Source organism: Rugamonas apoptosis, assembly GCF_014042355.1.
In the GTDB taxonomy this organism is placed as follows: domain Bacteria; phylum Pseudomonadota; class Gammaproteobacteria; order Burkholderiales; family Burkholderiaceae_D; genus Rugamonas; species Rugamonas apoptosis.
On sequence record NZ_JACEZU010000004.1, the window covers coordinates 364844 to 389867 of the forward strand.

Below are 25024 nucleotides of genomic sequence, written 5' to 3' on the forward strand. Positions count from 1 at the left end.
GACAGAACAATGAAAAATCACGTTGCTCCCTTGATCCCGGCCCTGTGCGGCGTGCTGCTGGCCGGCTGCGCCAGTGCGCCCGTGCCCGACGCGCGCAGCCATATCACGGAAGCGCCCCGTGCGGCCGGCGCCATCCCCGAGCCGGTGCAGGAAAGCGTGGCGCTGCCCCCGCCCAAGGCGGCCGCCAAGGTCGAGACCTACAGCGTCACCGTGCACAAGGTGCCGGTGCAGTCGTTGCTGTTCGCGCTGGCGCGCGACGCCGGCCTGAACGTGGACATCCACCCCGGTATCGAAGGCACCGTCACGCTCAACGCGCTGGACCAGACCATGCCCCAGCTGCTGAACCGCATCGCCAAGCAGGTCGACATGCGGTATGAGATCGACGGCAACAACCTGGTGGTGCAGCCGGACTCGCCCGTGTGGCGCAACTACAAGATCGATTACGTCAACATCGCGCGCAGCACCAGCAGCAGCGTCAACATCGCCACCCAGATCTCGACCACGGGCGGCGGTTCGTCCAGCAACGTCAACACCGGCTCCACCAACAGCCCCAGCGCCCTCAACAGCACCGGCAGTGGCGGCTCGGGCAACAACAATTCGACCACCTCCGTCAACAACCGTTCGGACAATAATTTCTGGTACAGCCTGGAAAAGAACATCCGCGACATGCTGCGCCCGTCCAACCTGTACGACACGCCGATCGACCCGCTGGCCGCGTTCCACGAGCAGCCCGCCAACGCCTCCGCGCAAAGCCAGGCCATGGCCATGCAGCAGCAACAGCAGCAAAACAACCAGGGCAACCAGATGACGCCGGCCATCTTCAACCCGCAAGGCGCGGCCGCGTTCAACGCCAATCCGGCCGCCCAGCAGCAGCAACAGTTGCAGATGCAGGAAAAGCAGGCCGCCATCAAGAACCAGGCCTCCGTCATCACCAATATCGAAGGCGGGCTGATCGCCGTGCGCGCCACCAGCCGCCAGCACGAGAAGATCCAGGAATTCCTCGACATCGTGCTGGGCGCGGCCAAGCGCCAGGTGCTGATCGAGGCCACCATCATCGAAGTGCGGCTGAGCGACCAGTACCAGCAAGGCATTAACTGGAGCAGCATGGGCAAAGGCGGCCTCAAGCTCATCCAGGGCCAGGTGGGCAACGCCACCCTGCCGTCCGACGTCACCCCCGGCACCTCGCCCGGCGTGTTCGTGCTCAATTACGCCAACCCCACTTCGCGCCTGGGCAACATCGCCACCACCATTCAATTGCTGGAAACGTTCGGCAAGGTCAAAGTGCTGTCGAGCCCCAAGATCAGCGTGCTCAACAACCAGACCGCGCTGCTCAAGGTGGTGGACAACAACGTGTTCTTCACCATCAAGGTGACGCCGGCCGTGCTGGGCACCAACGGCGCCATCAGCACCCCCGCCACCTATGAATCGCGGCTGGAGACGGTGCCGGTCGGTTTCGTGATGAGCGTCACGCCCCAGATTTCCGACAGCGACGAAGTCACCCTCAACGTACGCCCCACCATCACCCGCGTGGTCGGCTACGTGCAAGACCCCAACCCGGCGCTGGCGGCCGGCCAGGTGGTGAGCAAGGTGCCCGTGATCCAGGCCCGTGAGCTGGAATCGATCATGAAGGTGTCCAGCGGCCAGGTGGCCGTGATGGGCGGCCTGATGCAGGATTCGGTCGACAACACCAAGGATGGCGTGCCGGGCCTGAGCGCGCTGCCCGTGGTGGGCAACCTGTTCTCCTACCGTAACGAGAGCAATGTCAAGACGGAGCTGGTGATCTTCATGCGGCCGGTAGTGGTCAAGGACGCCAGCATCAACGGCGACTTCCGGGATTACCGCTACCTGTTGCCCAACCAGGACACGCCCGCGCCCGCGCCCATGCCGGCGGCCACGCCCGGCGGCCCGGTCGCACCATTGAAGGCGGAGGGAACATGAGCCTGCTGATGCAAGCGCTGAAAAAAGCCGAGCGCGCCAAACAGAACAGCATTCCGGAGACGGAACTGGAAAAACCGTCCGAGGCGTTCGACGACCTGCTGGCGCTGACGCCGCAGGAAGCCACGCCCCCGGCCGCCGCCAGCGACAACGAATTCATGCTCGACCTGGAACCGCTGGACGGCCCCGCCACCGCCTCGGCGCCCGCCCGCGCGCCCGCCGCCAGCGCCGCGCCGCCGGCCGCGCTGGAGGCGTCGCTGGAACCGTTGTCGTTCGATGTGCAACCGCCCATCCCCGTGCTGTCCGTGGCCGACGAAGCGATCCACGATCCCGTTCCGCCCCAGGCCCGCCACCAGGAGCAGGCGCGGCCAACGCCGCCCGCCACCGCCCAGGCGGCCGCGCAGGCGGCCCAGGCCAGCCAGAACGGCGCCAGCGACAGCCGCGCCGGCGCCGCCAAGCCGGATGCCCCCCGCGGCGCGGCGCGTGCGCGCGCGGCCGCCGCCGCGGCCATGAGCAAGGAGCCGGCCGGCCTGGACCCGGCCAAGATCCGGCTGGCCGTGCTGAGCGGTATCGCCGTACTGATCGCCGCCGTATTCGGCTACATCTACTGGCAAGCGACGACGGCGCCCGGCCCCGGCGCGCGCCTGCCCATGGTGCCCATGCCCCCGCCCGGCGCCACCGGCACCACCCCGGCCCAGCTCGTGGTGGCATCGCCTCCCCCGGCGGCCAGTGCGCCGGACGCGGCCGCCGCCCCCGGCATGGCGGCGGTCACGCCAGCCGCCATGCCGGGGGCCGCGCCAGCGCCGCCTGTCGCCGCGCCAGCCGTTCCGGCGAAACCGCTGAGCGCCAGCGCGGCGGCGGCCCTGGCCGCCCGTGAGGAAAACGAGCGCCGCATGCAGCAACGTGAAATGATGCTGTCCCTGCAGGAACGGGGCGGCGCCTTGCCGCAGGCCGGCCCCGGTGCCAGCCCCGGTTTCGCCCCCCCTGCCACGCCCGCCCCGGGCATGCCGGCACCAGGCACGTCCGGCCCGGACACCCTGGCGCCCCTGGCCGCACCCGACAGCGCCGACATCAGGGTGGCCCGCAGCAACGTGCCGCAGCAGGCCGATCCGGCCCTGCAAAACGGCTACCAGGCGTTCAACAGCGGCGACCTGGCGCGCGCCCAGCAGCAATACGAGCTGGCCCTGCGCACCGACCCCAACAACCGCGACGCGCTGCTGGGCACGGCCGCCGTGGCGCTGCGCCAGCGCCAGGACCAGCGCGCCGCCGCCATCTACAGCCGCCTGCTGGACCTGGATCCGAACGATGGCGACGCGCTGGCCGGCCTGATGGGCTTGCGCCAGGGCGATGCGGCCCAGTCCGAGCTGCGCCTGAAGAACGTGCTCAGCCGCACGCCGGACGCGGCGCCAGTCCAGTTCGCGCTGGGCAACCTGTACGCGCGCCAGGGCCGCTGGCCGGAGGCGCAGCAAGCCTACTTCCGGGCTTGGTCGGCCGCGCCCGGCAACGCCGACTACGCCTACAACCTGGCCATCGGGCTGGACCGCCTGAACCAGGGCAAGCTGGCGCTCACCTATTACCAGAAGGCGCTGGCGCTGGCCCAGGATACGCCGGCCAGCGTCGACCGCGCGGCCCTGCGCCTGCGCATCCAGCAGCTGACCCACCCCGGCCAGCAATGAGTGAGCAATAGGCCAGCAATCAGCACGCGGCGCCCACCGGCGCCGGCACACACGGAACACCATGGCAGAACAACCTAAAATCCCGCTCGGCAAGCTGCTGATCCAGAAAGGCGTGATCAGCGAGGACCAGCTGCGCATCGCCCTGATCGAGCAAAAGCGCAGCCAGGAGCCGCTGGGCAAGCTGCTCATCACGCTCGGTTTCGTCACCGAGGCCACGGTGCGCGAGGCGCTGTCGAAGAACCTGAACCAGCAGAGCGCCGACCTGAACAGCCTGGTGGTGGACGCCATCGCCCTCAAGCTGATCCCCAAGGACGTGGCCAAGCGCTACCGGGTGTTCCCCATCGTCTACGAGCGCCACAGCGACAACCTGATCCTGGCCATGTCCGACACCAGCAACATCGTGGCGCTGGACCAGATCAGCGCCATGCTGGTCAAGGGCATCACCATCACGCCCCTGCTGGCGGGCGAATCGGACATCCAGCGCGCCATCGACCAGTACTACGGCTTCGAACTGTCGATCGACGGCATCCTGCATGAAATCGAGACGGGCGAAGTCAATTACGCCAGCATGGGCGGCAATACCTCGGACGAGTACAGCCAGCCCATGGTGCGCCTGATCGACGCGCTGCTGGCCGACGCCGTGCAGAACGGCGCCTCCGACATCCACTTCGAGCCCGAGCAATCGTTCCTGCGCATCCGCTACCGCATCGACGGCATCCTGCGCCAGATCCGCAGCCTGCACAAATCGTACTGGCCGGCCATGGCGGTGCGCCTGAAGGTGATCTCGAACATGAACATCGCCGAGACGCGCGCCCCCCAGGACGGCCGCATCTCGATCAAGTTCTCGGGCCGCCAGATCGACTTCCGCGCCTCGGCCCAGCCCACCACCCACGGCGAGAACGTGGTGCTGCGCGTGCTGGACCGCCAGAAAGGCATCGTGCCGCTGGACGGCCTGGGCCTGGGCGAGACGGAACTGAACCTGCTCAAGCTGATGATCGCGCGCCCCGACGGCGTGATCCTCGTGACGGGCCCGACCGGCTCGGGCAAGACCACCACCCTGTATTCCATCCTCAACCACATCAACACGGAAAGCGTCAACATCATGACGCTGGAAGACCCGGTGGAATACCCGATGAACATGATCCGCCAGACCTCGGTCAACGAATCGGCCAAGATGGGCTTCGCGGACGGGATCCGTTCCATGATGCGGCAAGACCCCGACATCATCCTGGTGGGCGAGATCCGCGACCAGGAAACGGCCGAGATGGCGTTCGCCGCCGCCATGACGGGCCACCAGGTCTATTCCACGCTGCACACCAATTCAGCCATCGGTTCCGTCACCCGCCTGCTCGACATCGGCATCCTGCCCGACATCATGGCCGGCAACATCATCGGCATCGTGGCCCAGCGCCTGGTGCGCAAGCTGTGCACCCATTGCCGCGAACCGTTCGAGGCCGACCCGCTGGAACGCCGCCTGCTGGGCCTGCCCACGCCAGCGGCCGACGATGGCGAGCAGGCGCCGCTGGCGCCGCAGACCATCTACCGCGCCGTCGGCTGCGAGCGTTGCGCGCACCAGGGCTACAAGGGCCGCATCGCCATCATGGAACTGCTCAAGATGACGGGCGAGCTCGATGAACTGATCGCCCGCCGCGCCTCCTCGCGCGAACTGAAGACGGCGGCCACGGCCGGCGGCTTCCACTCGCTGGTGGACGACGGCGTGCGGCGCGTGCTGGAAGGCGTGACCACGCTGGAGGAAGTGGCGCGCGTGGTGGACCTGACTGACAGGCTGAGCTGATGCCCCAATACATCTACCGCGCCATGGATGCCGCCGGCCAGCTGTTGCCCGGCAATATGGACGCCGCCAACGAGCCGGACCTGGAACTGCGTTTGAGCCGCATGGGCCTGGACCTGGTCGATTGCAAGGCCACGCGCCAGAAAGTGGTGACCATCAAGCGCGTCATCACGCGCAAGGACTTGATCAACTTCTGCTTCCACATGGAGCAGTTGACGGCGGCCGGCGTGCCCATCCTGGAAGGCCTGGACGATTTGCGCGAAAGCATGGACCACCCCCGCTTCCGCGAAGTGATCACCGACCTGATCGAAAGCATCGAAGGGGGCTTGCAACTGTCGACCGCGCTGGCCGCCTACCCGGACGTGTTCGACGTCACCTTCACCAGCCTGATCTCGGCCGGCGAGCACAGCGGCAAGCTGGCCGAAGTGTTCAAGAACCTGTCGGAAAGCTTGAAATGGCAGGACGAACTGGCAGCCCAGACCAAGAAAATGATCATGTACCCGGCCGTGGTGGGCGTGGTGGTGACGGGTGTGACCTTCTTCCTGATGATTTATCTGGTGCCGCAACTGACGGCCTTCATCAAAAACATGGGCAACACGCTGCCGCTGCACACGCGGGCCCTGATTTTCGTGTCCAACATCTTCATCCACTACTGGTATGTGCTGCTGGCCCTGCCCGTGGCGGCGTGGTTCGGCGTCAAGACCTGGCTGGCCCGCAGCGAAACGGCACGCTACCGGTTCGACGCGCTGCAATTGCGGATCTGGATGGTGGGGCCGGTGCTGCACAAGGTGATCCTGGCCCGCTTTGCCACCTTCTTCGCGCTCATGTATGCTTCCGGCATCACCATCCTCGAATGCATCCGCCTGTCCGAAGGCATCGTCGGCAACCGCGTGGTGGCAGCCGGGCTGCGCCAGGCGGCGCGCCTGATTTCCGAAGGCCAGGGCGTGACGGCCGCGTTCCAGAACACGGGCATCTTCCCGCCACTGGTGATCCGCATGCTCAAGGTGGGCGAAGCCACCGGCGCGCTCGATGGCGCGCTGCGCAACGTGGCCTATTTCTACAACCGTGAAGTCAAGGAAATGATCGAGAAGGTGCAGGCGATGATAGAACCGGCCATCACCGTGGTCCTGGGCCTGCTGCTGGGCTGGATCATGCTGTCGGTGCTGGGCCCGATTTACGACACGATCAGCAAGATCAAGACCTGAGGCCGCCGTGCTGCGCAACCACTTACTCTACCTCACCAGCGAACAACTGTGCGTCTACCACTGGCGCATGGGCAAGCTGACGGCCGGGCCCTGCTTCGCGCCGGACGAGGACGGCATCGACGCCTTCATGGACTACATCGATGACGCGCCCGTGGGTCCGTGCTGGCTGCTCACCGATTTGATCGAAGAGGATTACCAGCGCGTCACCCTGCCCCACGTGAGCGGCAAGGCCGGACGCCAGATGCTGCAGCGCCGCCTCACGCAACAATACCGGGAAACGCCGTTCCGCCACGTGAGCATCCAGGGCCGCGAGCCGGAAGGCCGGCGCGACGACATCGCCCTGCTCAGCGGCCTGACCAACCCGTCCATCGTGCAGCCATGGATCGCGGCGCTGGAAGCACTGAAGGCGCCGCTGGCGGGCCTGTACACCACCACCCTGATGAGCGACGTCCTGCGCCGCAAGCTGGGCCTGCGCCAGGAACACTTGCTGCTGGTGACGGAACAGTCCGGCGGCCTGCGCCAGACCTATTTCCGCGACGGCCAGCTCAAGTTCTCGCGCCTGACACTGGCCATCGACCGCGACGGCGTGCCCGTCAACGTGGCCGCCGAGACAGGCAAGACGCTGCAGTTTCTCACCAGCGTGCACCTGATGGAACGGGGCGATGTGCTGCACACGGCCATCGTCACCCCGGCCGACCAGATCGAACGGCTGTCGGCGCTGTGCCGCAACGGGCCGGAGACGGCCTACCGCTTCATCGCCATCGAGACGGCCGCCGCCAAAGTCGGCTTGCCTTACGCGCCGCGGCTGGCCGACCCCTTGCTGCTCAAGCTGCTGGGCGGCGAGCTGCCGCGCAGCCACTACACCTTGGGCGAGGCGCGCCGCTATTACCAGCTGTGGTGGGCGCGGGTAGCCATGTACGGCGCCAGCGCCGCCATTCTCACCTGCACCCTGATGTGGGCCGCCGTCAGCCTGTGGCGCACCAGCGAGGCCGACAACGCGGCCATGCGCATGCGGGCCGAGACGGCGCGCTACGACAGCCAGTACCAGGCCGTGATGTCGGACATGCCGCCAGCCGTGGCCAAGACGGCCAACATGAAGGCGGCGGTGGCGATCGAACGCATGTTGGCCGAGCAGGGTCCGGTGCCGCTGCCCATGGTACGCATGCTGAGCCAGGCGCTGGAACAAGCGCCGCTCATCAAGCTGAACCGGATCGACTGGCGCGTCAACCTGCCGGGCGCCGCGCCAGCGCCATCGGCCATGGGGGCGCCGGCCGACAGCGCCGCCAGCACGCCCATCCCGTCCCAGCTGCTGGGCTTGCCGACGGCGCCGCCCCAAGCCTTGCACCTGGAAGCGGAAATCGGCGGTCCGCAGGATGATTACCGCGCCGCGCTGGAAGCGATGCGCCAGTTTGCCCAGCGCCTGGCGGCCCTGCCCCACATGACGGTGGAGATCGAATCGCAGCCGCTCGATACCCGGCCCAACGTCAAACTGAGCGGCAAGGCCGGCATGGTGGCCGGCGGCGCCGTCTCGGAGACGCCGAAATTCGCCCTGAACCTGGTCTGGAATCCCTCATGAACGCTGCCGCCACCATCCCCGGCAAGAAGAAACGGCCGGCCATCGCCATCGCCGTGCCCTACTGGGTGCGTGAATTCGCGCTGATCCGCTGGGGCGTGGCCGCGCTGGCGGGCGGCGTGGCCGTCGGCGTGGCGGCGGTCTTGTACAGCAACGCCCAGTTGCGCGACGCCAGCGCCACCCGCGCCCACGTGCAACAGGTGCGCGACGCGGCCTACGCCCGCTATGCCTACGCGGACAATGAAAAGCGCGAGATCCGCGCGTTCCAGCCGCCCTTCCTCGCCATGCGCGAACGGGGCCTGGTGGGCGAGGAGAACCGGCTGGCCTGGCTCGATGCCATCCGCCGCATCCAGGAAGACCGGCGTTTGCTCCCCATCAGCTACGAAGTGACGCCGCAGCAAACGGTGGCACCGGACCCGCGCGTGGCCACCGGCGACTATCAGTTGCATGCCAGCCGCATGACGCTGCACATGGACATGCTCGACGAACTGGAACTGTTCAATTTCCTGGAAGACTTGCGAGCGCGCGGCTATTTCGCGGTGCAGGATTGCGCCATCAAGCGGCTGGGCGCGGGCGGCCCGCCGGACGCGCCGGCGCTGTCGGCCGACTGTACGCTGAACTGGATCACGCTGACGGCGGCCACCACGACTGCGGCGCCCGCGCCGGCCCGGGGCAAGCCATGATACGCACACGGCTACGCACACTCAACTTGCTGGCCCACGCCGCCCGTCCGCGCCACCTGCTGTTGGCGCTGGCGATGCTGGGCGGTGCGGCGGGGCCGGCGGCGGCCCAATCGCTGGGGCTGGGCCGCTTGTTCACCACACCCGACGAGCGCATGGCGCTGGAAATACGCCGCAGCAGCGCCCCCGCGCCCAGCCTGCCGAGCGCCATGCCGCAAACGGCCGCCGGCCCGGCGCCGGAGGCGGCCGCGCCCGCCCCGCCGCCGGAACCGGCATTGCTGAACGGCGTGGTGCGCCGCAGCAGCGGCAAATCGACCGTGTGGATCAACGGCGTGCCGTATGCGGACAGCGGCGCCCAGTTGCGCTCCGACCAGTCCGTCAAGCTGCGCCTGTCGTCCGGGCGCGCGCTGGTGCTCAAGCCCGGCCAACGCTTCAACCCCGCCGATGGCACGGTACAAGAAGCGGCCGGGCGCTAGGGCGGCGCGCCAGCGCGGCGCGGCCCTGTTGCTGCTGTTGGCGCTGATGGGAGTGGGCGCGGCCAGCCTGCTGATCACCGCCTTCAGCCGCGGCGACCGCGAGGCAGGCCACAACCGCCAGACGCTGGAACGGCTGGCCGCCGCCACCGACGCCCTGGTGGGTTACGCCACCGTCCAGGGCCGCCTGCCGCGCCCGGCCATCTCGGCCACGAATGGACTGGAACGGCCGGACCCGTGCCCGTCCGAGCAAAGCTGCACCGGCTTCCTGCCCTGGGTCACGCTGGGCATCGAAGGGGCCGACGCCTGGGGCAAACGGCTGCGCTACAGCGTCACGCCAGCCTACACGGTGGCCCCCGTGCAGCGCATCTCGACGGTCGCCACCAAGACCGTCCAGACCCGCTACGGCAGCGGCGCCCTGGCCTACCTGCAGGGCCAGGAGAACTGCGAGCTGGGCGCCCAGTGCGCGCCGCTGGTGGTGCTGTCGCAGGGGCGCGAGAATTTCGGCAGTAGCGTACTCGGCATCGAGCAACCCAACACGGCCAGCGGCAATGTAGACGAGCAGCTCAACGACCAGGGCAGCGCCCATTTCGTGAGCCGGGCCGCCACCACCGACGCCAGCGTGCCCGGTGGCGTGTTCGACGATCTGGTGAGCTTCGTGCCGCTGGGTTTCTTGTATAAACAGATGGGGGCGGCGCACAAGCTGCCATAACGATATGAAGCGCACACAACATGGTTTTACCCTGGTCGAGATCGCCATCGTGCTGGTCATCGTCGGGCTCATGATCGGTGGCCTGGTCACGCCGCTGAGCGCACAGCTGGAGCAGCGCCGCGTGGGCGACACGCAAAAGGGGCTGGACGACGCACGCGAGGCGCTGATCGGCTTCGCGCTGCGCAACGGCTACCTGCCCTGCCCGGCCGTGTCGGCCAGCAACGGCCTGGAGGACCGGGCCGAGAACCGCTGCCGCGGCGAGCGCCGGGTCGGCTACCTGCCGTGGGCCACCTTGGGCTTGAGCAAGCTCGACAGCTGGAACCGTCTGTTCCGCTACAGCGTCGCGCCCGGCTTCAGTGACAGCGCCGTACGCTTCAACCTGCAGACGGCGCGCGACATCAGCATCGCAACCCGCGACGGCGCCGGCAACCTGGTGCCGGCCACGCTGGCCAACGACATACCGGCCGTGATCCTGTCGCACGGCAAGAACGGCTTTGGCGCCAGCACCGACCAGGGTACGCTGGTGGCCGACACCTCGGCCAGCAACCAGGACGAGAAACTCAACGCCAGCTCGGCCACCGCCTTCGTCACGCGCGACGCCAGCAGCAACCCGGCCGCGCCGGGCGGCGAATACGACGACCTGGTGACCTGGGTTTCGCCCTACATCCTGTTCAACCGCATGGTGGCGGCCCAGCGCCTGCCGTGAGCATGCTGGCGCCCATCCTCACCATCGCCCGCCACACGCTGCGCGAGGCGCTGCGCAACCGGCTGCTGTGGCTGCTGCTGCTGGCCGCCTGCGGCGCCATCGGCGCCAGCGGCCTGCTGCACGAGGTGGCCTTGACGGAGGGCCGCCAGTTGCAGACGGCCCTGCTGGCGGCCGGGTTGCGGCTGGCCGCCGTGTTCCTGGTGGCCACCTTCGTCGTCACCAGCATGGTGCGCGAAGCGAACGACAAGAGCCAGGAACTGCTGCTGGCGCTGCCGCTGCCGCGCGCCGCCTATTTACTGGGCAAGCTGGCCGGCTTCGCCGCGCTGGCCGTGCTGCCGGCCGCGCTGTTCGGCGCGTTGGCCCTGTGCGTGGCGCCGCCTGGCCAGGCCGCGTTGTGGAGCGTGTCGCTGCTGGCCGAACTGTGGATCGTGGCCGCCTTCAGCCTGCTGTGCATGCTGACCCTGAACCAGGTGCTGCCGGCGCTGGCCGCCGCCTGCGCGTTCTACCTGCTGGCCCGCACGGCGGCCACGCTGCAATGGCTGGCCCATGGCCCCGGCCAGCCCGCTGGCCTGCTCACGCGCGCCGTCGACGGGCTGGCCCTGCTGCTGCCCAACCTGGACGCCTACGCCAGGACGGACTGGCTGCTGTACCACGGCGGCACGGCGGCCGAACTGGCGGGCATCGCCATCCAGAGCGCCATCTACCTGGCGCTGCTGACGGCAGCGGCCCTGTTCGACCTGTACCGCAAGAACTTCTGATGGACCAGCGCCCCCTGCGCCGCGTGCCCCGTCCCGTGCTGGCCCTGCTGGCGCTGGCGCTGGCCGCGCAACTGGGGTGGCAGGCCGGCCACCGGCCGCCGCCGCCCGGCGCCCAGCCGCTGCCGCCGGCGCCCCCGTTGGCCACGCTGCGGCTGGCCAGCCTGGGCGAGCAGGCCGCCATGTCGCGCGTGACGATGCTGTACGTGCAGGGCTGGGACGACCAGCCCGGCGTCAGTGTGCCCTGGCGCAGCCTCGATTACGGCCGCCTGGCGCAATGGCTGGGCCGTGCGCTCGACCTCGATCCGCGCAGCCAGTACCCGCTGCTGGCCGCCAGCACGCTGTACACGGCCGTGGACGACCCGGCCCGGGTGCGCCAGATGCTGGCCTTCGTCTACCTGCGCTTTGGCGAAGACCCCAACCGGCGCTGGCCATGGCTGGCCCAGGCCGCCATCATCGCCCGCCACCGGCTGCACGACTTGCCGCTGGCGCGCCGCTACGCCCAGGCTATCCGGCTGCAAGCGACGGGACCGGGCGTGCCGCCGTGGGCGCGCGAGCTGGAAGCGTTCGTGCTGGAGGACATGAATGAACTGGCCAGCGCCCGGGCGCTGATCGGCGGCCTGCTGCAGGACGGCAGCATCACCGATCCCAACGAGCTGCGTTTCCTGGCGCGCCGGCTCGATGCGCTCAAGGCCGGGCCGCCGACTGAGGCCCAGCCCGGGCCAAGGCCGCGGACACAATGAATCGTGCGCCCCTTTCGCTGCGGCGCGGCATTCTTTATGATGCGCAATTCCCCCAGCAATTGTAATATAGCCTTATGCCTCGAAAGGAACATCCCATGCAACGTCCACCTCTGCGCGGCCCGGCCCAACGCGGCTTCACCCTGGTTGAAATCGCCATCGTCCTGGTCATCATTGGCTTGCTGCTAGGCGGCGTGCTGAAAGGACAGGGGCTGATCGACAGCGCCAAGGTCAAGAACATCATCCAGCAATCGAATTCCCTGTCGGCCGCCGTCAACGCCTACCAGGACAAGTTCCGCGCCCTGCCCGGCGACGACGTGCAGGCGACCATCCATGCCCCCGGCGCCACCGGCAACGGCAACGGCGATGGCCAGATCGCCGAGTACCAGCTGGCGCCCCAGCACTTGGCGCTGGCCGGCTTCATCACCGGTTCCTACAACGGCAGCACCGACTTCATGACCAGCGCCCAGGGCGGCGCCGTCTACATCTACAACGACATCGTGGCCGGCCGCGGCGGCAACGGGATCCGTTTCGACAACCTGCCCGACTCGTTCGCCGAACAGATAGACAGCAAGCTCGACGACGGCAAGTTCAACACCGGTTCCGTGCGCGCCACCGGCAACTACACCAACAACGGCACCATCGTCACCCGCACGGCCCTGTTCTTCTAAGCCGCAGGCAAAAGCACGCACGTACTTTTCTCCGCTAGAATAGGTCCACCTACTACAGCGGGAGACAGCATGTTCGAGGAATTCATCGGCACCAAGGCCGTGTCGGCGCGCCACCAGTTCGACGTGGCAGCACTGGACGCCTATCTGCGCCAGCGCGTGGCCGGCTACCCGGCCGGCACCCTCACGGTCGAGCAGTTCAAGGGCGGCCAGTCCAATCCCACTTTCAAGCTGAGCATCGGCGGCCAGCATTTTGTGCTGCGCACCAAGCCGGCCCCGGCCGCCAAGCTGCTGCCATCGGCGCATGCCATCGAACGCGAATACCGGGTGATGGACGCGCTGCAAAAGGCCGGTTTCCCGGCCGCCCGCCAGTACCTGCTGTGCACCGACGAGAACGTGATCGGACGCGCCTTCTACCTGATGGAATTCGTCGCAGGCCGGGTGCTGTGGGACCAGGCCCTGCCAGGCATGACACCGGCCGAGCGGGCCGCCATCTACGACGAGATGAACCGCGTGATGGCGCAATTGCATAGCATCGACTACGCGGCCATCGGCCTGGCCGACTACGGCAAGCCGGGCAACTACTTCGCGCGCCAGATCGAACGCTGGAGCAAGCAGTATGTGGCCTCGCAGACCGAGCCGATCGAAGCCATGGACCAGCTGATCGCGTGGCTGCCGCACCACATCCCGCCGGGCGAGGACACGGCCATCGTGCACGGCGACTTCCGCCTCGACAACCTGCTGTTCCACCCCACGGAGCCGCGCATCCTGGCCGTGCTGGACTGGGAACTGTCGACCCTGGGCCACCCATTCGCGGACTTTTCCTACCATTGCATGAGCTGGCACATCGCGCCGGGCCAGTTCCGCGGCATCGCCGGCCTGGACCTGGCGGCGCTGGGCATCCCCTCGCAACAGCAATACATCGCCCGCTACGCCGAGCGCACCGGCAAGACCATCCGCCTGGCAGACTTCAATTTCTACCTGGCGTTCAATATGTTCCGGCTGGCGAGCATCATGCAAGGCATCATGAAGCGCCACGTGGAAGGCACGGCCGCCAGCGCCCAGGCGCTGGAGTCGGGCAAGATGGCGCGCCCCATGGCCGAACTGGCCTGGGATTACGCCAGCGGCCGCAAGCACGTCTGACGCGGCGGGCTGGCGCCATTGTTTCGCGCCATTCCCGCGCTGTTGCAATTGCCGCTTTCTCAAATCGCCCGGCTGGGCTACTATCGTGCTGCCAGCGCTAGCGCCGTCCGCCCCGGGCCGTCCGGCGCGGCTCACTTGGGGTCCACGCATTGCCAGAACAGTCCAGCTCATCCCTGCCGTCGATACGCTCGCAGATCGCGCTGCTGGTACTGGCCTGCGCGCTGCCGACCGTGATCGGTTTTGCCGGCCTGGTGAACGAGCTCTATGGCCGCGAGCACGCGGCGCTGCGCGAGGACACCCTGCAGCTGGCGCGCACGGTGGCGGCCGCCATCGACCGCGACCTGGCCCAGAGCGCCAGCGCGGCACAGGCCCTGGCCACCTCGCCCAGCCTGCAAAGCGGCGACCTGGCCAGTTTTCGGGGCCAGGCCGCCAGCTTGCTGGTGCCCCAGTTTCCCGGTTTCCGCTTCCTGCTCAGCGACAGCGGCGGCGCGCTGCTGCCGGCGCCGGACGAGACGGTGGCCAGCGCGTTCGGCGCGCGCCGCAATGAAGCGCGCCTGCGCGCCCTGCTGGCCGAACCCGCCAACGACAGCGCGCCGCCGCAACCGACCGTGTCCGTCGTGTACGACCATGACCAGGCCTTGCTGGCCGTGGACGTGCCGGTCCGCTACAACGGCAAGACCCGCTACGCGCTGACGGTGCTGCTCAAGCCGGACCGGCTGGCCCGGACCCTGCTCGACGAACATGTGACGAGCCGCCACAGCGTGGCCCTGTACAACCGCGACGGAGTGCTGGTGGCCCATTACGGCAGCGGCGGCAACGTGGTGGGCCAGGTGGCGCCGCCCGAGCTGCGGGTGCAACTGGGACTGGGCCATGAATCGCTGGTCGACACCAAGGCGGCCGACGGCACCCCCATCTACCTGGGCCTGAACCGGGCGCCGGCCAGCGGGCTGGCCGTGGCCGTGGCCGCGCCCCGGGCGCTGGCCGACGACCGCCTGCTGCAAACGGTCAGCACCGTGTCGCTGGCGCTGGCGCTGCTGCTGATGCTCGGCTTCACGCTGGCGTGGGTGGTGGGCGGGCGCATCAGCCGTTCCGTGCGGGCCTTGCTGGCGCCGGCCCAGGCGCTGGCCAGCGGCGCCCCGTTCACGCTGGCGGCCATGACCTTCAGCGAGGCGCAGGCCGTGGGCAATGCGCTGCGTTCGCTGGAAGGCGATCTGCAACGCCACCGCACGGAACTGGCCGCGCTGGTGGCCGAGCGCACGGCGCAGCTCGAACGCGAGCGGGCCCAGCTCGAAACCCTGTACGCCACCGCCCCCGTGGGCCTCAGTTACGTGGACCCGGAATTGCGGGTGCTGCGCATCAATGACTACCTGGCCGCCTACAACGCGCGGCCGGTGGCGGCCCACCTGGGCCAGCCCATCATCGCCATGATCACCGATCCCGAAGTGCGGCGCAGCGTGCTGCACGACTACGGCACCGTGCTCCAGACCGGCAAGCCGCTGGTGGGCATCGAGCGCACCGGGCCGAGCGCCGCCGCGCCGGGCCGCACCAGCTACTGGATCGTCAGCTACTACCCGCAGTTCGACGCCGACGGCGCCATCGCCGGCATCACCAGCCTGCTGCTCGACATCAGCGAACAGAAACGCACCGAGGCCGCGCTGCGCCAGTCGCGCCAGTTGTTCCAGTCGGTGCTGGAACACATGCCAGCCACCATCTTCCTCAAACGCGCCGCCGACCTGCGCTACGAGATGTTCAACCGCTACGGCGAAGCCCTGCTGGGATTGCAACGGGCGGACGTGCTGGGCAAGACCGACTACGACATCATGCCCGCCGCCCAGGCCGAGGCCTTCGGCGCCGACGACCGCCGGGTGCTGGCCTCGGGCCAGGTGAGCGAAGTGGAGCAGGAGCTGGTGACGGCCGCCGGCGGCGCGCCCCACTACCTGACCACGCGCAAGGTGGCGCTGCGCGACGAGAGCGGCCACGTCACCCACCTGCTGGGCATCGCGCTCGACGTCACGGAGCGCCGCCAGGCCGAGAGCGTGCTCCACTCCACCGCCGAACGGCTGGCCCAGAGCGAGCAGTTCCTGCGCGCCGTGACCGACAACCTGCCCGGCATGGTGGCCTACTGGGACGCCAACCTGCAATGCCGTTTCGCCAACCGCTACTTCCTCGAATGGCATAGCCGCCAGGCCGGCCAGATCATCGGCGCACGCATGACCGAAGTGCTCGACAGTGCCCGCTACGCGCTGTGCGCGCCGCATGTGGCCGGCGCGCTGGCCGGTGCGGCCCAAGGCTTCGAAAGCCGGCTGGCGTGGCCGTCGGGCGCCACCAGCTACACCTGGGTCAACTTCATTCCCGACCTCGACGAGCAGCATGGCGTGCGCGGTTTCTTCGTGCTGGAATCGGATGTGACGGAACTGAAGGAAACGGAACTGCACCTGCAGCGCCTGAACGATGAATTGCGCCAGGCGCGCGACAAGGCCGAAGCGGCCAGCCGGGCCAAGAGCGAATTCGTGGCCAACATGAGCCACGAGATCCGCACGCCCATGAACGCCATCATCGGCCTGGCGCGCCTGCTGCAGGACGCGCCGCTGGCCCAGCGCGAGCGCAGCTACCTGGACAAGATCCAGCTGGCCACCCAGTCGCTGCTGTCGCTGGTGAACGACGTACTCGACATCTCGCGCATTGAATCGGGCCAGCTGGTGCTGGAACACGTGCGCTTCCAGTTCGAGCATGTGCTCAACAGCGTGAGCGTGATGGTGGCCGCCAGCGCCTGGGACAAGCAGGTGGAACTGGTGTTCGACATCGATGCGCGGGTGCCGCGCGAACTGCTGGGCGACGCCATGCGCCTGCAGCAATTGCTGCTCAACCTGATCAGCAACGCCATCAAGTTCACCCCGCGCGGCGAAGTGCGGCTGTCGGTGGCGCTGGCGGCCAGCACGGCGGCCGAAGTGACGCTGGCGATCGAAGTACGCGACACGGGCATCGGCATCTCACCGGAACAGCAGGAACACATTTTCGACGCCTTCTCGCAAGGCGACAGCAGCACCAGCCGCAAATACGGCGGCGCCGGCCTGGGCCTGGCCATTTGCCGCCGCATCGTCCAGCTCAAGGGCGGCACCCTGACCGTGGACAGCACCCCGGGCCAGGGCGCCACCTTCCGCGCCATCTGTGCGTTCAAGCGCGCCGACCCGCAAGACCAGGGCTGGCTGCCCGACCATGACGCGCTGCGCGGCCTGCGGCTGCTGGTGGCCGACGACAACGCCAGCGTACGTGACGCGCTGCGGCAAGCCTGCGCCAGCTTCGGCTGGGACGCCGTGTGCGTGGACAGCGCGGCGGCCACCCTGGCCGCCCTGGGCGGCGATGGCGCAGCGGCGGACGGGCCCGACGCCCGCTTCGACCTGCTGCTGCTGGACTACGATACACTGGGCGCGGGCGACGACGGCGTGCTGCGCCACGCGGACGGCGCCACCGGCATCGCCTTGCCGCCCGTGCTGCTGATGGCGCCCGAGCACGACAGTGCCAGCCTGGCCCACGAATGCGCGACGCTGGGCGCAGCCGGCGTGCTGGCCAAGCCGGCCACGCCGGCCCGCCTGCTGGCGGCCGTGCGCGCCGTGCGCCAGCCCAGCGCGCCGGCGGCGCCCCCCCCGTCGCACGCCCTGCGCGACCGGCTGGCGGGCATGCGCCTGCTGCTGGTGGAAGACAATCCGATCAACCAGGAAGTGGCTCAATACCTGCTCACCCACGCGGGCGCACAGGTGACCCTGGCCTGCAATGGCGAACAGGCGCTGGAACTGCTGCAACAGGCGCCCGAACGTTACGACGCGGTGCTGATGGATATCCAGATGCCCGTCATGAACGGCTACGAAGCCAGCGCCGCCGCGCGCGGCCTGGGCCTGCGTCTGCCCATCATCGCCATGACGGCCAACGTGATGGAGGAGGACTTGCGGCGCGCCGCCGACGCCGGCATGGACGCCCATGTGGCCAAACCGATCGACATCGAGCAGTTGCTGGGCACCCTGATCCGGCTGGCGCCGCACGCGATCCAGCGCCACAACCACGCCGCCGGCGGGCTCGCGCTGGCCAACCAGGACAGTGTGGCCGGCACGGCCAGCGCCCCGCCCCACCCAAGCGAGCTGCCCGGCATCGACCTGGCCACGGCCCTGCCGCGCATGGGAGGCAATTTCGACGCGCTGGCCAAGCTGCTGCGCCGTTTCGTCCAGTCGCAAGGCGAGTCGGTGTCGGAAGTGCGGCAATTGCTGGCCGCCGGCCAGCGCCAGCAGGCGGGCCAGACGCTGCACCGGCTGCGCGGCGTGGCCGCCAACCTGGGCGCCAGCGAAGTGGCCCAACGCACGTCCCAGGCGGAAGCGGCGCTGCTGGAGGGCCATCCGGAACAACTGGAGCGCTTGCTGGCGGCCCTGCAGGCGGCGTTGGACACGGTGGCGGCCAGCGCCAGCCGACTGCCGGCCGCCGGGGAAGGCAGCGCCGCGCCGGACCTGGACGACAACAGCGCCACAACTTTGATTGCGACTCTGGTGCAACTACAAGATTTACTACAAAATAACAACTTGAAAGCACTGGCCTTGTTCCAGTCCCTGCGCCCGCGGCTGGAAGCGGTGGACGGTACGGCCGCAGCGGCCCTGGCCGAGGCCGTGGAAACGCTGCAATTCAAGGCCGCCGGACAATTGGTCCACAAATTGTTGCAACATAAGGAATTCGCATGAGCTGGACCGACCTCGCCACCAATGGCCGCATCCTGATCGTGGATGACGCCATGGAGAACGTGCAGGTGTTGTACCAGGCCCTGCGCGACGAGCAGGAGGTGCTGTTCGCGCTCGATGGCCCGACCGCGATCGAGATCGCGCGCCAGCAGATGCCGGACCTGATCCTGCTCGACGCCGTCATGCCCGGCATGGATGGCTACGCCGTCTGCGCGGCGCTGCGCGCCAGCCCGGAAGTACAGGACATCCCCATCATCTTCGTCACGGCCCTGAGCCAGCCGGAGGACGAGACGCGGGCGCTGGAAGCCGGTGCCGTGGACTTCATCAGCAAGCCGTTCAACGTGGCCGTGGTGCGGGCCCGGGTGCGCACCCAGCTCACCGTCAAGCGCCAGGCCGACGCCATGCGCGAACTGACGCTCACCGACGCCCTGACGGCGGTGGCCAACCGGCGCCACTTCAACGAGACGCTGGAACTGGAATGGCGCCGCTGCGCGCGCAGCGGCATGCCGCTGTCGGCCATCATGATCGACATCGACCACTTCAAGCACTACAACGACGAATACGGCCACCAGGCCGGTGACTTGTGCCTGCAGAAGGTGGCGGCGGCCATGAAGAAATGCGCCGCGCGCCCGCAGGATCTGCTGGCGCGCTACGGCGGCGAAGAATTCATCCTGCTGCTGCCGCAGGAGGGATTGAGCGGCGCCAGCGCCGTGGCGCGCCGCATCCTGGACGAGGTGGACGCGCTGGCCCTGCCCCATATGGCCTCGCCCACCAGCTCCGTGGTGTCGGTCAGCATGGGCGTGGCCACCGTCCAGCCAGGCGAGACGGGCGACGCCAGCTTGCTGGTGCGCGGCGCCGACGAACAGCTGTACCGCGCCAAGCAGCACGGCCGCAACCGCTACTGCGTGGCCAGCGCCGGCGAGCCGGCGAGCCGCAATATCGCCTGAGCCGGGGCCGGCGTTCAGCCCCGTGTGGCGGCCGCCGTGCCGCTCAGGCGTGCTGCCGGAAACCCGGCTGGGCGATGAAGCGTTCCAGGTGATGGTCGGCGTCACCCAGCGTCACATCGATCATGGTCAAGCGCTTGAAGTGGTGGGCCGCCGGCAGCTCATCCGTCACGCCCATGCCGCCGTGCAGTTGCACCGCCTGCTGGCCGACGAACTTGGCCGCCTGGCCTATGCGGGCCTTGGCGGCCGACACCACCCGGCGCCGCTCCTCTACATCGTCCGAACCCACCTTGGCCGCCGCCAACATGGCCATGGAACGGGCTTGCTCGACGTGGATGAACATGTCGGCCATGCGGTGCTGCAGCGCCTGGAATTTGCCGATCGGCGCGCCGAACTGGGAACGGGTCTTCAGGTAATCCAGCGTGGCGGCGAAGATGGCGTCCATCGCCCCCACCGCTTCGGCGCACAGCAGCGTGGCGCCATAGTCGGCCGCCGCGTCCAGGATGTCCCAGCCGCCGCCCGCCTGGCCCAGCAATGCGGCGCCGTCCACGGCCACGTCGCGCAAGGTGACAGTAGCGGCGCGCTGGCCGTCGATGGTGCGGTAGTCGCGCACGCTCACACCCGGCGTGCCGGCCGCCACCACGAACAGCGAGATGCCGTCTGTATCACGTTGCGCGCCGGCGCTGCGGGCCGAGACGATGAAGGCGCCAGCCTGGCCGCCGTGGATCACCACCGTCTTGCTGCCGTCGATCACATAGCCGTCGCCGGCGGCGCGGGCGGTGGTGGCGATGTCGTGCAAATCATGGCGCGCGCCCTGCTCGCCCAGCGCGCACGCCAGTTTCAGTTCACCGCCGGCCACCTGTTCCAGCAACGCCTCATGGCCGCCGGCCAGCTTGAGGAACTGGGCGCCCAGCACGGTGGCGAAATACGGTTCCACCACCAGGCCGCGGCCCAGTTCCTGCATCACCACCAGCAGGTCGACGGCGCTGCCGTCGAAACCACCCTGCGCCTCCGGCACGGGCAAGGCCAGCATGCCCAGTTCCGTCAGCGTGGCCCAGGCCGCGCCGGACACGCCGGCCGGGGAATGAATGATCTGATGGCGCACGTCGAAACCGTAGTCCTTGTCCACCCAGCGGCGCAAGGCGTCGGCGAACTGCTGCTGCTCTTCTTTGAAAGTAAAGTCCATCGCCATCCCCTCACAGTCCCAGGATCATCTGGGTGATGATGTTTTTCTGAATTTCGTTCGAGCCGCCGTAGATCGACGTCTTGCGGAAATTGAAGTAGTAGCCGGCCAGTGGCGCGGCCGCGTCGTCGCCCGTGAGGCAGTGTTCGGCCTTGCCCTCCAGGTAGTCCGTATCGAACGGCAGCGCGTCCGGGCCCAGCGCCTCGACCATCAGTTCCGTCAGCAGCTGCTGGATTTCCGAACCACGCACCTTGAGCATGGACGCCTCCGGCCCCGGCGCATGGGCTTCCTGCGAGATCACACGCAGCACCGTCGTTTCCAGCGCCATCAGCTCGATCTCCAGGTTGGCCACCTTGGCCGCGAACAGGGGGTCCTGCAGCAGCGGCTTGCCGTGCTTGAGGTGCTCGGTCGCCACCTTCTTCAGGAACAGCAGCTCGCGCTTGGAGCGGCCCACAGCCGCGATACCGGTGCGTTCGTGGCCCAGCAAGTACTTGGCGTAGGTCCAGCCTTTGTTCTCCTTGCCAATCAGGTTGGCCACCGGCACCTTGACGTTATCGAAGAACACTTCGTTCACTTCATGGTCTTCGTCCAACATGATGATGGGACGTACCGTGATGCCCGGCGTTTTCATGTCGATCAGCAGGAAGGAGATGCCTTCCTGCTTGCGTACGTTGGCGTCGGTGCGCACCAGGCAAAAGATCATGTCGGCGTGCTGGCCCAGCGTGGTCCAGGTCTTCTGGCCGTTGACGATGTAATGATCGCCCGCCCGTTCGGCCGTGGTCTTCAGCGACGCCAGGTCGGAGCCGGAGCCGGGTTCGGAATAGCCCTGGCACCACCAATCCTCGCACGACAGGATGCGCGGCAGGTAGTAGGCTTTCTGCTCCGCGTTACCGAACGCCATGATCACGGGCGCCACCATGTTGATGCCGAACGGCAGGATGGGCGGCGTGCCGGCCCGTGCGCACTCTTCTTCCCAGATGTGGCGCTGGGTGGCGTTCCAGCCGGCGCCACCGAATTCCACCGGCCAGGCCGGCGCGGCCCAGCCTTGTTTGGCGGCGATGCGGTGCCAGCGCACATAATCGTCCTTTTGCAGGCGCAGGTGCTGGCGCACTTTCTGCTGCAGGTCGCTGGGCAAGTTCGCGGCGAGGAAGGCGCGCACCGTGTCGCGGAACGCCAGATCCTCGGCGGTATAGTTCAAATCCATGCTGTCTCCTAAAGAGGCCGTTTCAAAAAACCCTGTAGCGTCGTTGTAACGATAAAAAAAGCACGACCGTTCAAATAATTGTACCGCAGATGGCCTGCCTGTCCACCGCATTTTTTTTCACTTTTCGCGCCACATGCGCGGGAAGGTAAGTCTCAATAGAAAATAAGTAAACATGCTAAACTGATAATTTTGCGTACCCGCATCGTACGGGCGCATCATCTTTACCTGGAGCGCCCATGGCCACGGCAAGCGATTACACTGAAGTGACCCAGCAACTGTATCTGGCCTATTTTGGCCGTCCGGCCGACCCGATCGGCCTGGCCAACATGACGGCCAACCTGCTCGCCGGTGGCGCGCCCACCCACATCGCCGACTTCAAGCAGGCGTACGCGGCCGGCGGCGTCGTCAAGACCTTGCTGGACAGCTTCGCCAACAGCCCCGAATCGAGCGCGCTCTACACGGGCGATGACACCCAGTTCATCATCTCCATCTACAACAATGTGCTGGACCGCGCGCCGCTGTTGAACGGCCTAGCGTTCTGGACCGGGGCCTTGCGCAACCATGACATGACACGCGCGGAAGCGGCCGTGCAAATCATGGCGGCGGCCGTCAAGCCGGGCGCCAACGCGGCCGACGCCGCCACCGTCGCCGGCCGCATGGCCATGGCGAACTTGTTTACGAACGAACTGGTCACGCAGCAGGATGTCGCCTATTACGTCGGCCCGCAGGCGGCCCAGCAAGTGCGCGACCTGATCCGCGTATATGCCGGCACGGGCGACGCCAGCACCCTGCGCGCCGTGATCGACGACTTCCTCGCCTCCCGCCACAATCCGATTCCGATGGGCGTGCTGGTGGTGCTGGCGCACGGCCCCGACCACGTCGCCGGCGGCCCCGGCAACGACACCATCAACGCGCCCAGCGACGCGCAGGGCGGAGACTCCCTGGAGGCCGGCGACAGCATCGACGGCGCGGGTGGGCGCGACACCATGCTGCTGTCCACACAAGGGGTGGTCACCCGCGGCGCCACGGTCAGGAATGTTGAAACCGTCAACCTGAGTAGCGAGCATGCCATCACGGCGGCCGACCTGTCCGGCTGGACGGGCCTGGACACGCTCAACATCACGGCCGCCGGCGCCGTCAGCGGCGTTCTGGCCGCGTCCACGACGGATATATCGCTTGCGGCCGGCCAGGGCGCCGTCACGCTCAGCGGCGGCCATCATGTGCTGGCCCGCACCGCGCACGGCGACATCACGATCGGTGCCGGCCAGGCCGCCAGCGGCGATGTGGTCGTCTCCAATAGCGCCGCCGGCGGCGCCATCAACGTGAACGCCGCCGGCTTCGCGACGCTGGTGGCGCAGGATGGCGCGATCAACATCACCGGCACCACCAGCTTCATCGCCAGCGCCTACACGGCCGTGGCGCTGGCCGAGCGCCACGCCCACCTGGCCGCGCAAGCGAGCGCCAGCGCGGCCGTGGCGACGGCCCAGGCCAGCGGCGACACGACCGCGCTGGCCGCCGCCACGGCCGCGCTCAGTGCCGCCAACGCCACCGTGCTGGCGGACGCGGACGCGGCGGCATCGGCCGCCCACGTGGTGGTCACGGCCACCAGCAACACGGCGCTGACCAGCGCGACCGTCAATGGCAACTACGGTTCCAGCGGCAACGCCATCACGGACGGCTCGGCCCAGCACAACACCTTGACCTCAGTCACCCTGAACAACGCGGGCGCCGTCACGCTCACGGGCCAGGCCATCACGTCGGTGTCCGCGACCGGCATGAACGACGATGTCACCATCGTCAACAGCAAGGCTGGCCATGTGACGGCGCTGACGCTGAACGGCGTGGCCGGCGGCAACTATACCGACGATGGCGCCGCCACCGTGCGGCTCGTGGCCGATGGCGGCACGGCCAATGTGCTGGACAGCTTGCATGCGGCCGCCGCGCACACCGTCATCATCACGGGCAGCGGCGGGGTCGAATTGCGCGCGTTCGCGGGCGCCACGGCTCTGGGCACCATCAACGCGTCCGTCACCGGCGACCTCAAGCTGACCACCGGCGCGCTGGCGCTGTCCGGCACCACCGAGATCAACGCCTACCCGTGCTCCGGCGCGGTGACCATCGACGCCAGTGGCGCGACGGGCAGCTACCTCCACATTGTCGGCGCCGCCAACGGCGTCAACCACCTGACGGGCAGTGCCACCCAGGGAAATTACCTGGTCGGCGGCAACGGCGCCAACACGCTGCGCGGCGGCGCGGCGGCGGACTCGTTCCTGGCCTTCGATGGCGACAACACCATCATCGGCGGCGGCGGCAGCGACAACGCGAAGGTGGGCAATGGTCGCAACACCATCGATATGCGCGGCACGGACAGCGCCAGCGTCATCGTCGGCAATGGCGACAATGTCATCCTGGGCGGTGGCGGATCCGATCACATCTTTACCGGCACGGGCAGCAACCTGGTCACCGGTGGCGGTGGCGGCGACGTCGTCCGCTTCGGCTTGCACGGGACCGGCGTCGTCGACGGCCTCGTGTATGCGAGCCTCAGCGGCGATAACGACACAGGGGGGGCCATCACGGCCAGTGGCTATTTGGGTGCCGTCGATTTCATCACCGGCCTGCACGGCGGCGACCATATCCAGCTGGGCCAGGCCAGCGGTGCCCTGTCCAATGACCTGGGCGGCGCGTTCACCCACGCGGTGGCGGAGGGCACGGCATCGGCCGAGATGGTGCGGGGTGACTACGTGGCCAGCACATCGCAATTCATCGCCGCGGCCAACGGCGCCGATACGCTGCTGGCCTGGGCCGACGCCGATGCCAGCCATGGCACGGCGGCCATCGTCCTGCTGGGCTACGCGGACGCCACGGCCAGCGCAATGAACGCGGCCGGCCTCATCGTCCTGGGTTGAGGCGCGGCATG

Annotated in this window: 18 protein-coding genes; 16 read left to right on the forward strand and 2 right to left on the reverse strand. The window is 68.2% G+C overall.

The window, feature by feature from the left end; all coding sequences use genetic code 11:
• The first annotated feature begins 9 nt into the window (after nucleotides 1-9).
• From mshL to H3H39_RS10915, 15 genes are all read left to right on the forward strand, one after another.
• Nucleotides 10-1938: a pilus (MSHA type) biogenesis protein MshL gene (gene mshL, locus H3H39_RS10845; RefSeq protein ID WP_182153375.1), complete on the forward strand. Its 1929-nt coding sequence runs from the start codon at nucleotides 10-12 to the stop codon at nucleotides 1936-1938.
• Nucleotides 1935-3611 (forward strand): tetratricopeptide repeat protein, encoded by a 1677-nt coding sequence (locus H3H39_RS10850; protein ID WP_229217969.1) that lies wholly within the window; start codon nucleotides 1935-1937, stop codon nucleotides 3609-3611. Before mshL ends, H3H39_RS10850 begins: the two co-directional genes overlap by 4 nt.
• A 61-nt stretch (nucleotides 3612-3672) precedes the next feature.
• Entirely contained in the window at nucleotides 3673-5406 is a 1734-nt protein-coding gene (locus H3H39_RS10855) for a GspE/PulE family protein (protein WP_182153376.1), read from the forward strand.
• Nucleotides 5406-6608 (forward strand): type II secretion system F family protein, encoded by a 1203-nt coding sequence (locus H3H39_RS10860; protein WP_182153377.1) that lies wholly within the window; start codon nucleotides 5406-5408, stop codon nucleotides 6606-6608. Before H3H39_RS10855 ends, H3H39_RS10860 begins: the two co-directional genes overlap by 1 nt.
• Nucleotides 6609-6615: 7 nt before the next feature.
• Complete coding sequence (locus H3H39_RS10865) at nucleotides 6616-8184, forward strand: hypothetical protein (protein ID WP_182153378.1); 1569 nt, start codon at nucleotides 6616-6618, stop codon at nucleotides 8182-8184.
• Nucleotides 8181-8864, forward strand: coding sequence for a hypothetical protein (locus tag H3H39_RS10870; RefSeq protein ID WP_182153379.1), 684 nt, complete (start codon nucleotides 8181-8183; stop codon nucleotides 8862-8864). Before H3H39_RS10865 ends, H3H39_RS10870 begins: the two co-directional genes overlap by 4 nt.
• A complete protein-coding gene (locus H3H39_RS10875) occupies nucleotides 8861-9337 on the forward strand; it encodes a hypothetical protein (protein ID WP_182153380.1) in 477 nt (158 codons plus the stop codon). The genes H3H39_RS10870 and H3H39_RS10875 overlap by 4 nt, the downstream gene beginning before the upstream one ends.
• Entirely contained in the window at nucleotides 9306-10046 is a 741-nt protein-coding gene (locus tag H3H39_RS10880) for a hypothetical protein (RefSeq protein WP_182153381.1), read from the forward strand. Before H3H39_RS10875 ends, H3H39_RS10880 begins: the two co-directional genes overlap by 32 nt.
• Before the next feature lie 4 nt (nucleotides 10047-10050).
• Nucleotides 10051-10752, forward strand: coding sequence for a type II secretion system protein (locus tag H3H39_RS10885; protein ID WP_182153382.1), 702 nt, complete (start codon nucleotides 10051-10053; stop codon nucleotides 10750-10752).
• A gap of 2 nt (nucleotides 10753-10754) precedes the next feature.
• Nucleotides 10755-11510, forward strand: coding sequence for an ABC transporter permease subunit (locus H3H39_RS10890; protein WP_182153383.1), 756 nt, complete (start codon nucleotides 10755-10757; stop codon nucleotides 11508-11510).
• On the forward strand, nucleotides 11510-12250 hold the full coding sequence (locus H3H39_RS10895; RefSeq protein WP_182153384.1) for a hypothetical protein: 741 nt from the start codon (nucleotides 11510-11512) through the stop codon (nucleotides 12248-12250). The genes H3H39_RS10890 and H3H39_RS10895 overlap by 1 nt, the downstream gene beginning before the upstream one ends.
• A gap of 95 nt (nucleotides 12251-12345) precedes the next feature.
• A complete protein-coding gene (locus tag H3H39_RS10900; RefSeq protein WP_182153385.1) occupies nucleotides 12346-12918 on the forward strand; it encodes a prepilin-type N-terminal cleavage/methylation domain-containing protein in 573 nt (190 codons plus the stop codon).
• Between the two features lie 69 nt (nucleotides 12919-12987).
• Nucleotides 12988-14058: a phosphotransferase gene (locus H3H39_RS10905; protein WP_182153386.1), complete on the forward strand. Its 1071-nt coding sequence runs from the start codon at nucleotides 12988-12990 to the stop codon at nucleotides 14056-14058.
• Between the two features lie 149 nt (nucleotides 14059-14207).
• Nucleotides 14208-18779: a PAS domain-containing protein gene (locus tag H3H39_RS10910; protein ID WP_182153387.1), complete on the forward strand. Its 4572-nt coding sequence runs from the start codon at nucleotides 14208-14210 to the stop codon at nucleotides 18777-18779.
• A complete protein-coding gene (locus H3H39_RS10915) occupies nucleotides 18776-19723 on the forward strand; it encodes a diguanylate cyclase domain-containing protein (protein WP_182153388.1) in 948 nt (315 codons plus the stop codon). The genes H3H39_RS10910 and H3H39_RS10915 overlap by 4 nt, the downstream gene beginning before the upstream one ends.
• A gap of 43 nt (nucleotides 19724-19766) precedes the next feature.
• Here H3H39_RS10915 and H3H39_RS10920 read toward each other — a convergent pair whose 3' ends face one another.
• Nucleotides 19767-20906, reverse strand: a complete 1140-nt coding sequence (locus H3H39_RS10920; RefSeq protein WP_182153389.1) for an acyl-CoA dehydrogenase family protein — start codon at nucleotides 20904-20906, stop codon at nucleotides 19767-19769.
• 10 nt (nucleotides 20907-20916) lie between these two features.
• Nucleotides 20917-22107 carry an acyl-CoA dehydrogenase family protein gene (locus tag H3H39_RS10925; RefSeq protein ID WP_182153390.1) on the reverse strand — a complete coding sequence of 397 codons (1191 nt, stop codon included), beginning with the start codon at nucleotides 22105-22107 and terminating at the stop codon, nucleotides 20917-20919.
• Between the two features lie 236 nt (nucleotides 22108-22343).
• On the opposite strand from H3H39_RS10925, the gene H3H39_RS10930 reads away from it, so the two are divergent.
• The gene (locus H3H39_RS10930) at nucleotides 22344-25013 is read left to right on the forward strand and encodes a DUF4214 domain-containing protein (protein WP_182153391.1); all 2670 of its coding nucleotides are present in this window, start codon (nucleotides 22344-22346) and stop codon (nucleotides 25011-25013) included.
• The last annotated feature ends 11 nt before the right edge of the window (nucleotides 25014-25024 follow it).

What these genes read in the sequence shown, in the direction of transcription:
- mshL (WP_182153375.1), top strand. Translation starts at nt 10, where the DNA reads ATGAAAAATCACGTTGCTCCCTTGATCCCGGCCCTGTGCGGCGTGCTG.
- H3H39_RS10850 (WP_229217969.1), top strand. Translation starts at nt 1,935, where the DNA reads ATGAGCCTGCTGATGCAAGCGCTGAAAAAAGCCGAGCGCGCCAAACAG.
- H3H39_RS10855 (WP_182153376.1), top strand. Translation starts at nt 3,673, where the DNA reads ATGGCAGAACAACCTAAAATCCCGCTCGGCAAGCTGCTGATCCAGAAA.
- H3H39_RS10860 (WP_182153377.1), top strand. Translation starts at nt 5,406, where the DNA reads ATGCCCCAATACATCTACCGCGCCATGGATGCCGCCGGCCAGCTGTTG.
- H3H39_RS10870 (WP_182153379.1), top strand. Translation starts at nt 8,181, where the DNA reads ATGAACGCTGCCGCCACCATCCCCGGCAAGAAGAAACGGCCGGCCATC.
- H3H39_RS10875 (WP_182153380.1), top strand. Translation starts at nt 8,861, where the DNA reads ATGATACGCACACGGCTACGCACACTCAACTTGCTGGCCCACGCCGCC.
- H3H39_RS10880 (WP_182153381.1), top strand. Translation starts at nt 9,306, where the DNA reads ATGGCACGGTACAAGAAGCGGCCGGGCGCTAGGGCGGCGCGCCAGCGC.
- H3H39_RS10885 (WP_182153382.1), top strand. Translation starts at nt 10,051, where the DNA reads ATGAAGCGCACACAACATGGTTTTACCCTGGTCGAGATCGCCATCGTG.
- H3H39_RS10890 (WP_182153383.1), top strand. Translation starts at nt 10,755, where the DNA reads ATGCTGGCGCCCATCCTCACCATCGCCCGCCACACGCTGCGCGAGGCG.
- H3H39_RS10895 (WP_182153384.1), top strand. Translation starts at nt 11,510, where the DNA reads ATGGACCAGCGCCCCCTGCGCCGCGTGCCCCGTCCCGTGCTGGCCCTG.
- H3H39_RS10900 (WP_182153385.1), top strand. Translation starts at nt 12,346, where the DNA reads ATGCAACGTCCACCTCTGCGCGGCCCGGCCCAACGCGGCTTCACCCTG.
- H3H39_RS10905 (WP_182153386.1), top strand. Translation starts at nt 12,988, where the DNA reads ATGTTCGAGGAATTCATCGGCACCAAGGCCGTGTCGGCGCGCCACCAG.
- H3H39_RS10915 (WP_182153388.1), top strand. Translation starts at nt 18,776, where the DNA reads ATGAGCTGGACCGACCTCGCCACCAATGGCCGCATCCTGATCGTGGAT.
- H3H39_RS10920 (WP_182153389.1), bottom strand. Translation starts at nt 20,906, where the DNA reads ATGGACTTTACTTTCAAAGAAGAGCAGCAGCAGTTCGCCGACGCCTTG.
- H3H39_RS10925 (WP_182153390.1), bottom strand. Translation starts at nt 22,107, where the DNA reads ATGGATTTGAACTATACCGCCGAGGATCTGGCGTTCCGCGACACGGTG.
- H3H39_RS10930 (WP_182153391.1), top strand. Translation starts at nt 22,344, where the DNA reads ATGGCCACGGCAAGCGATTACACTGAAGTGACCCAGCAACTGTATCTG.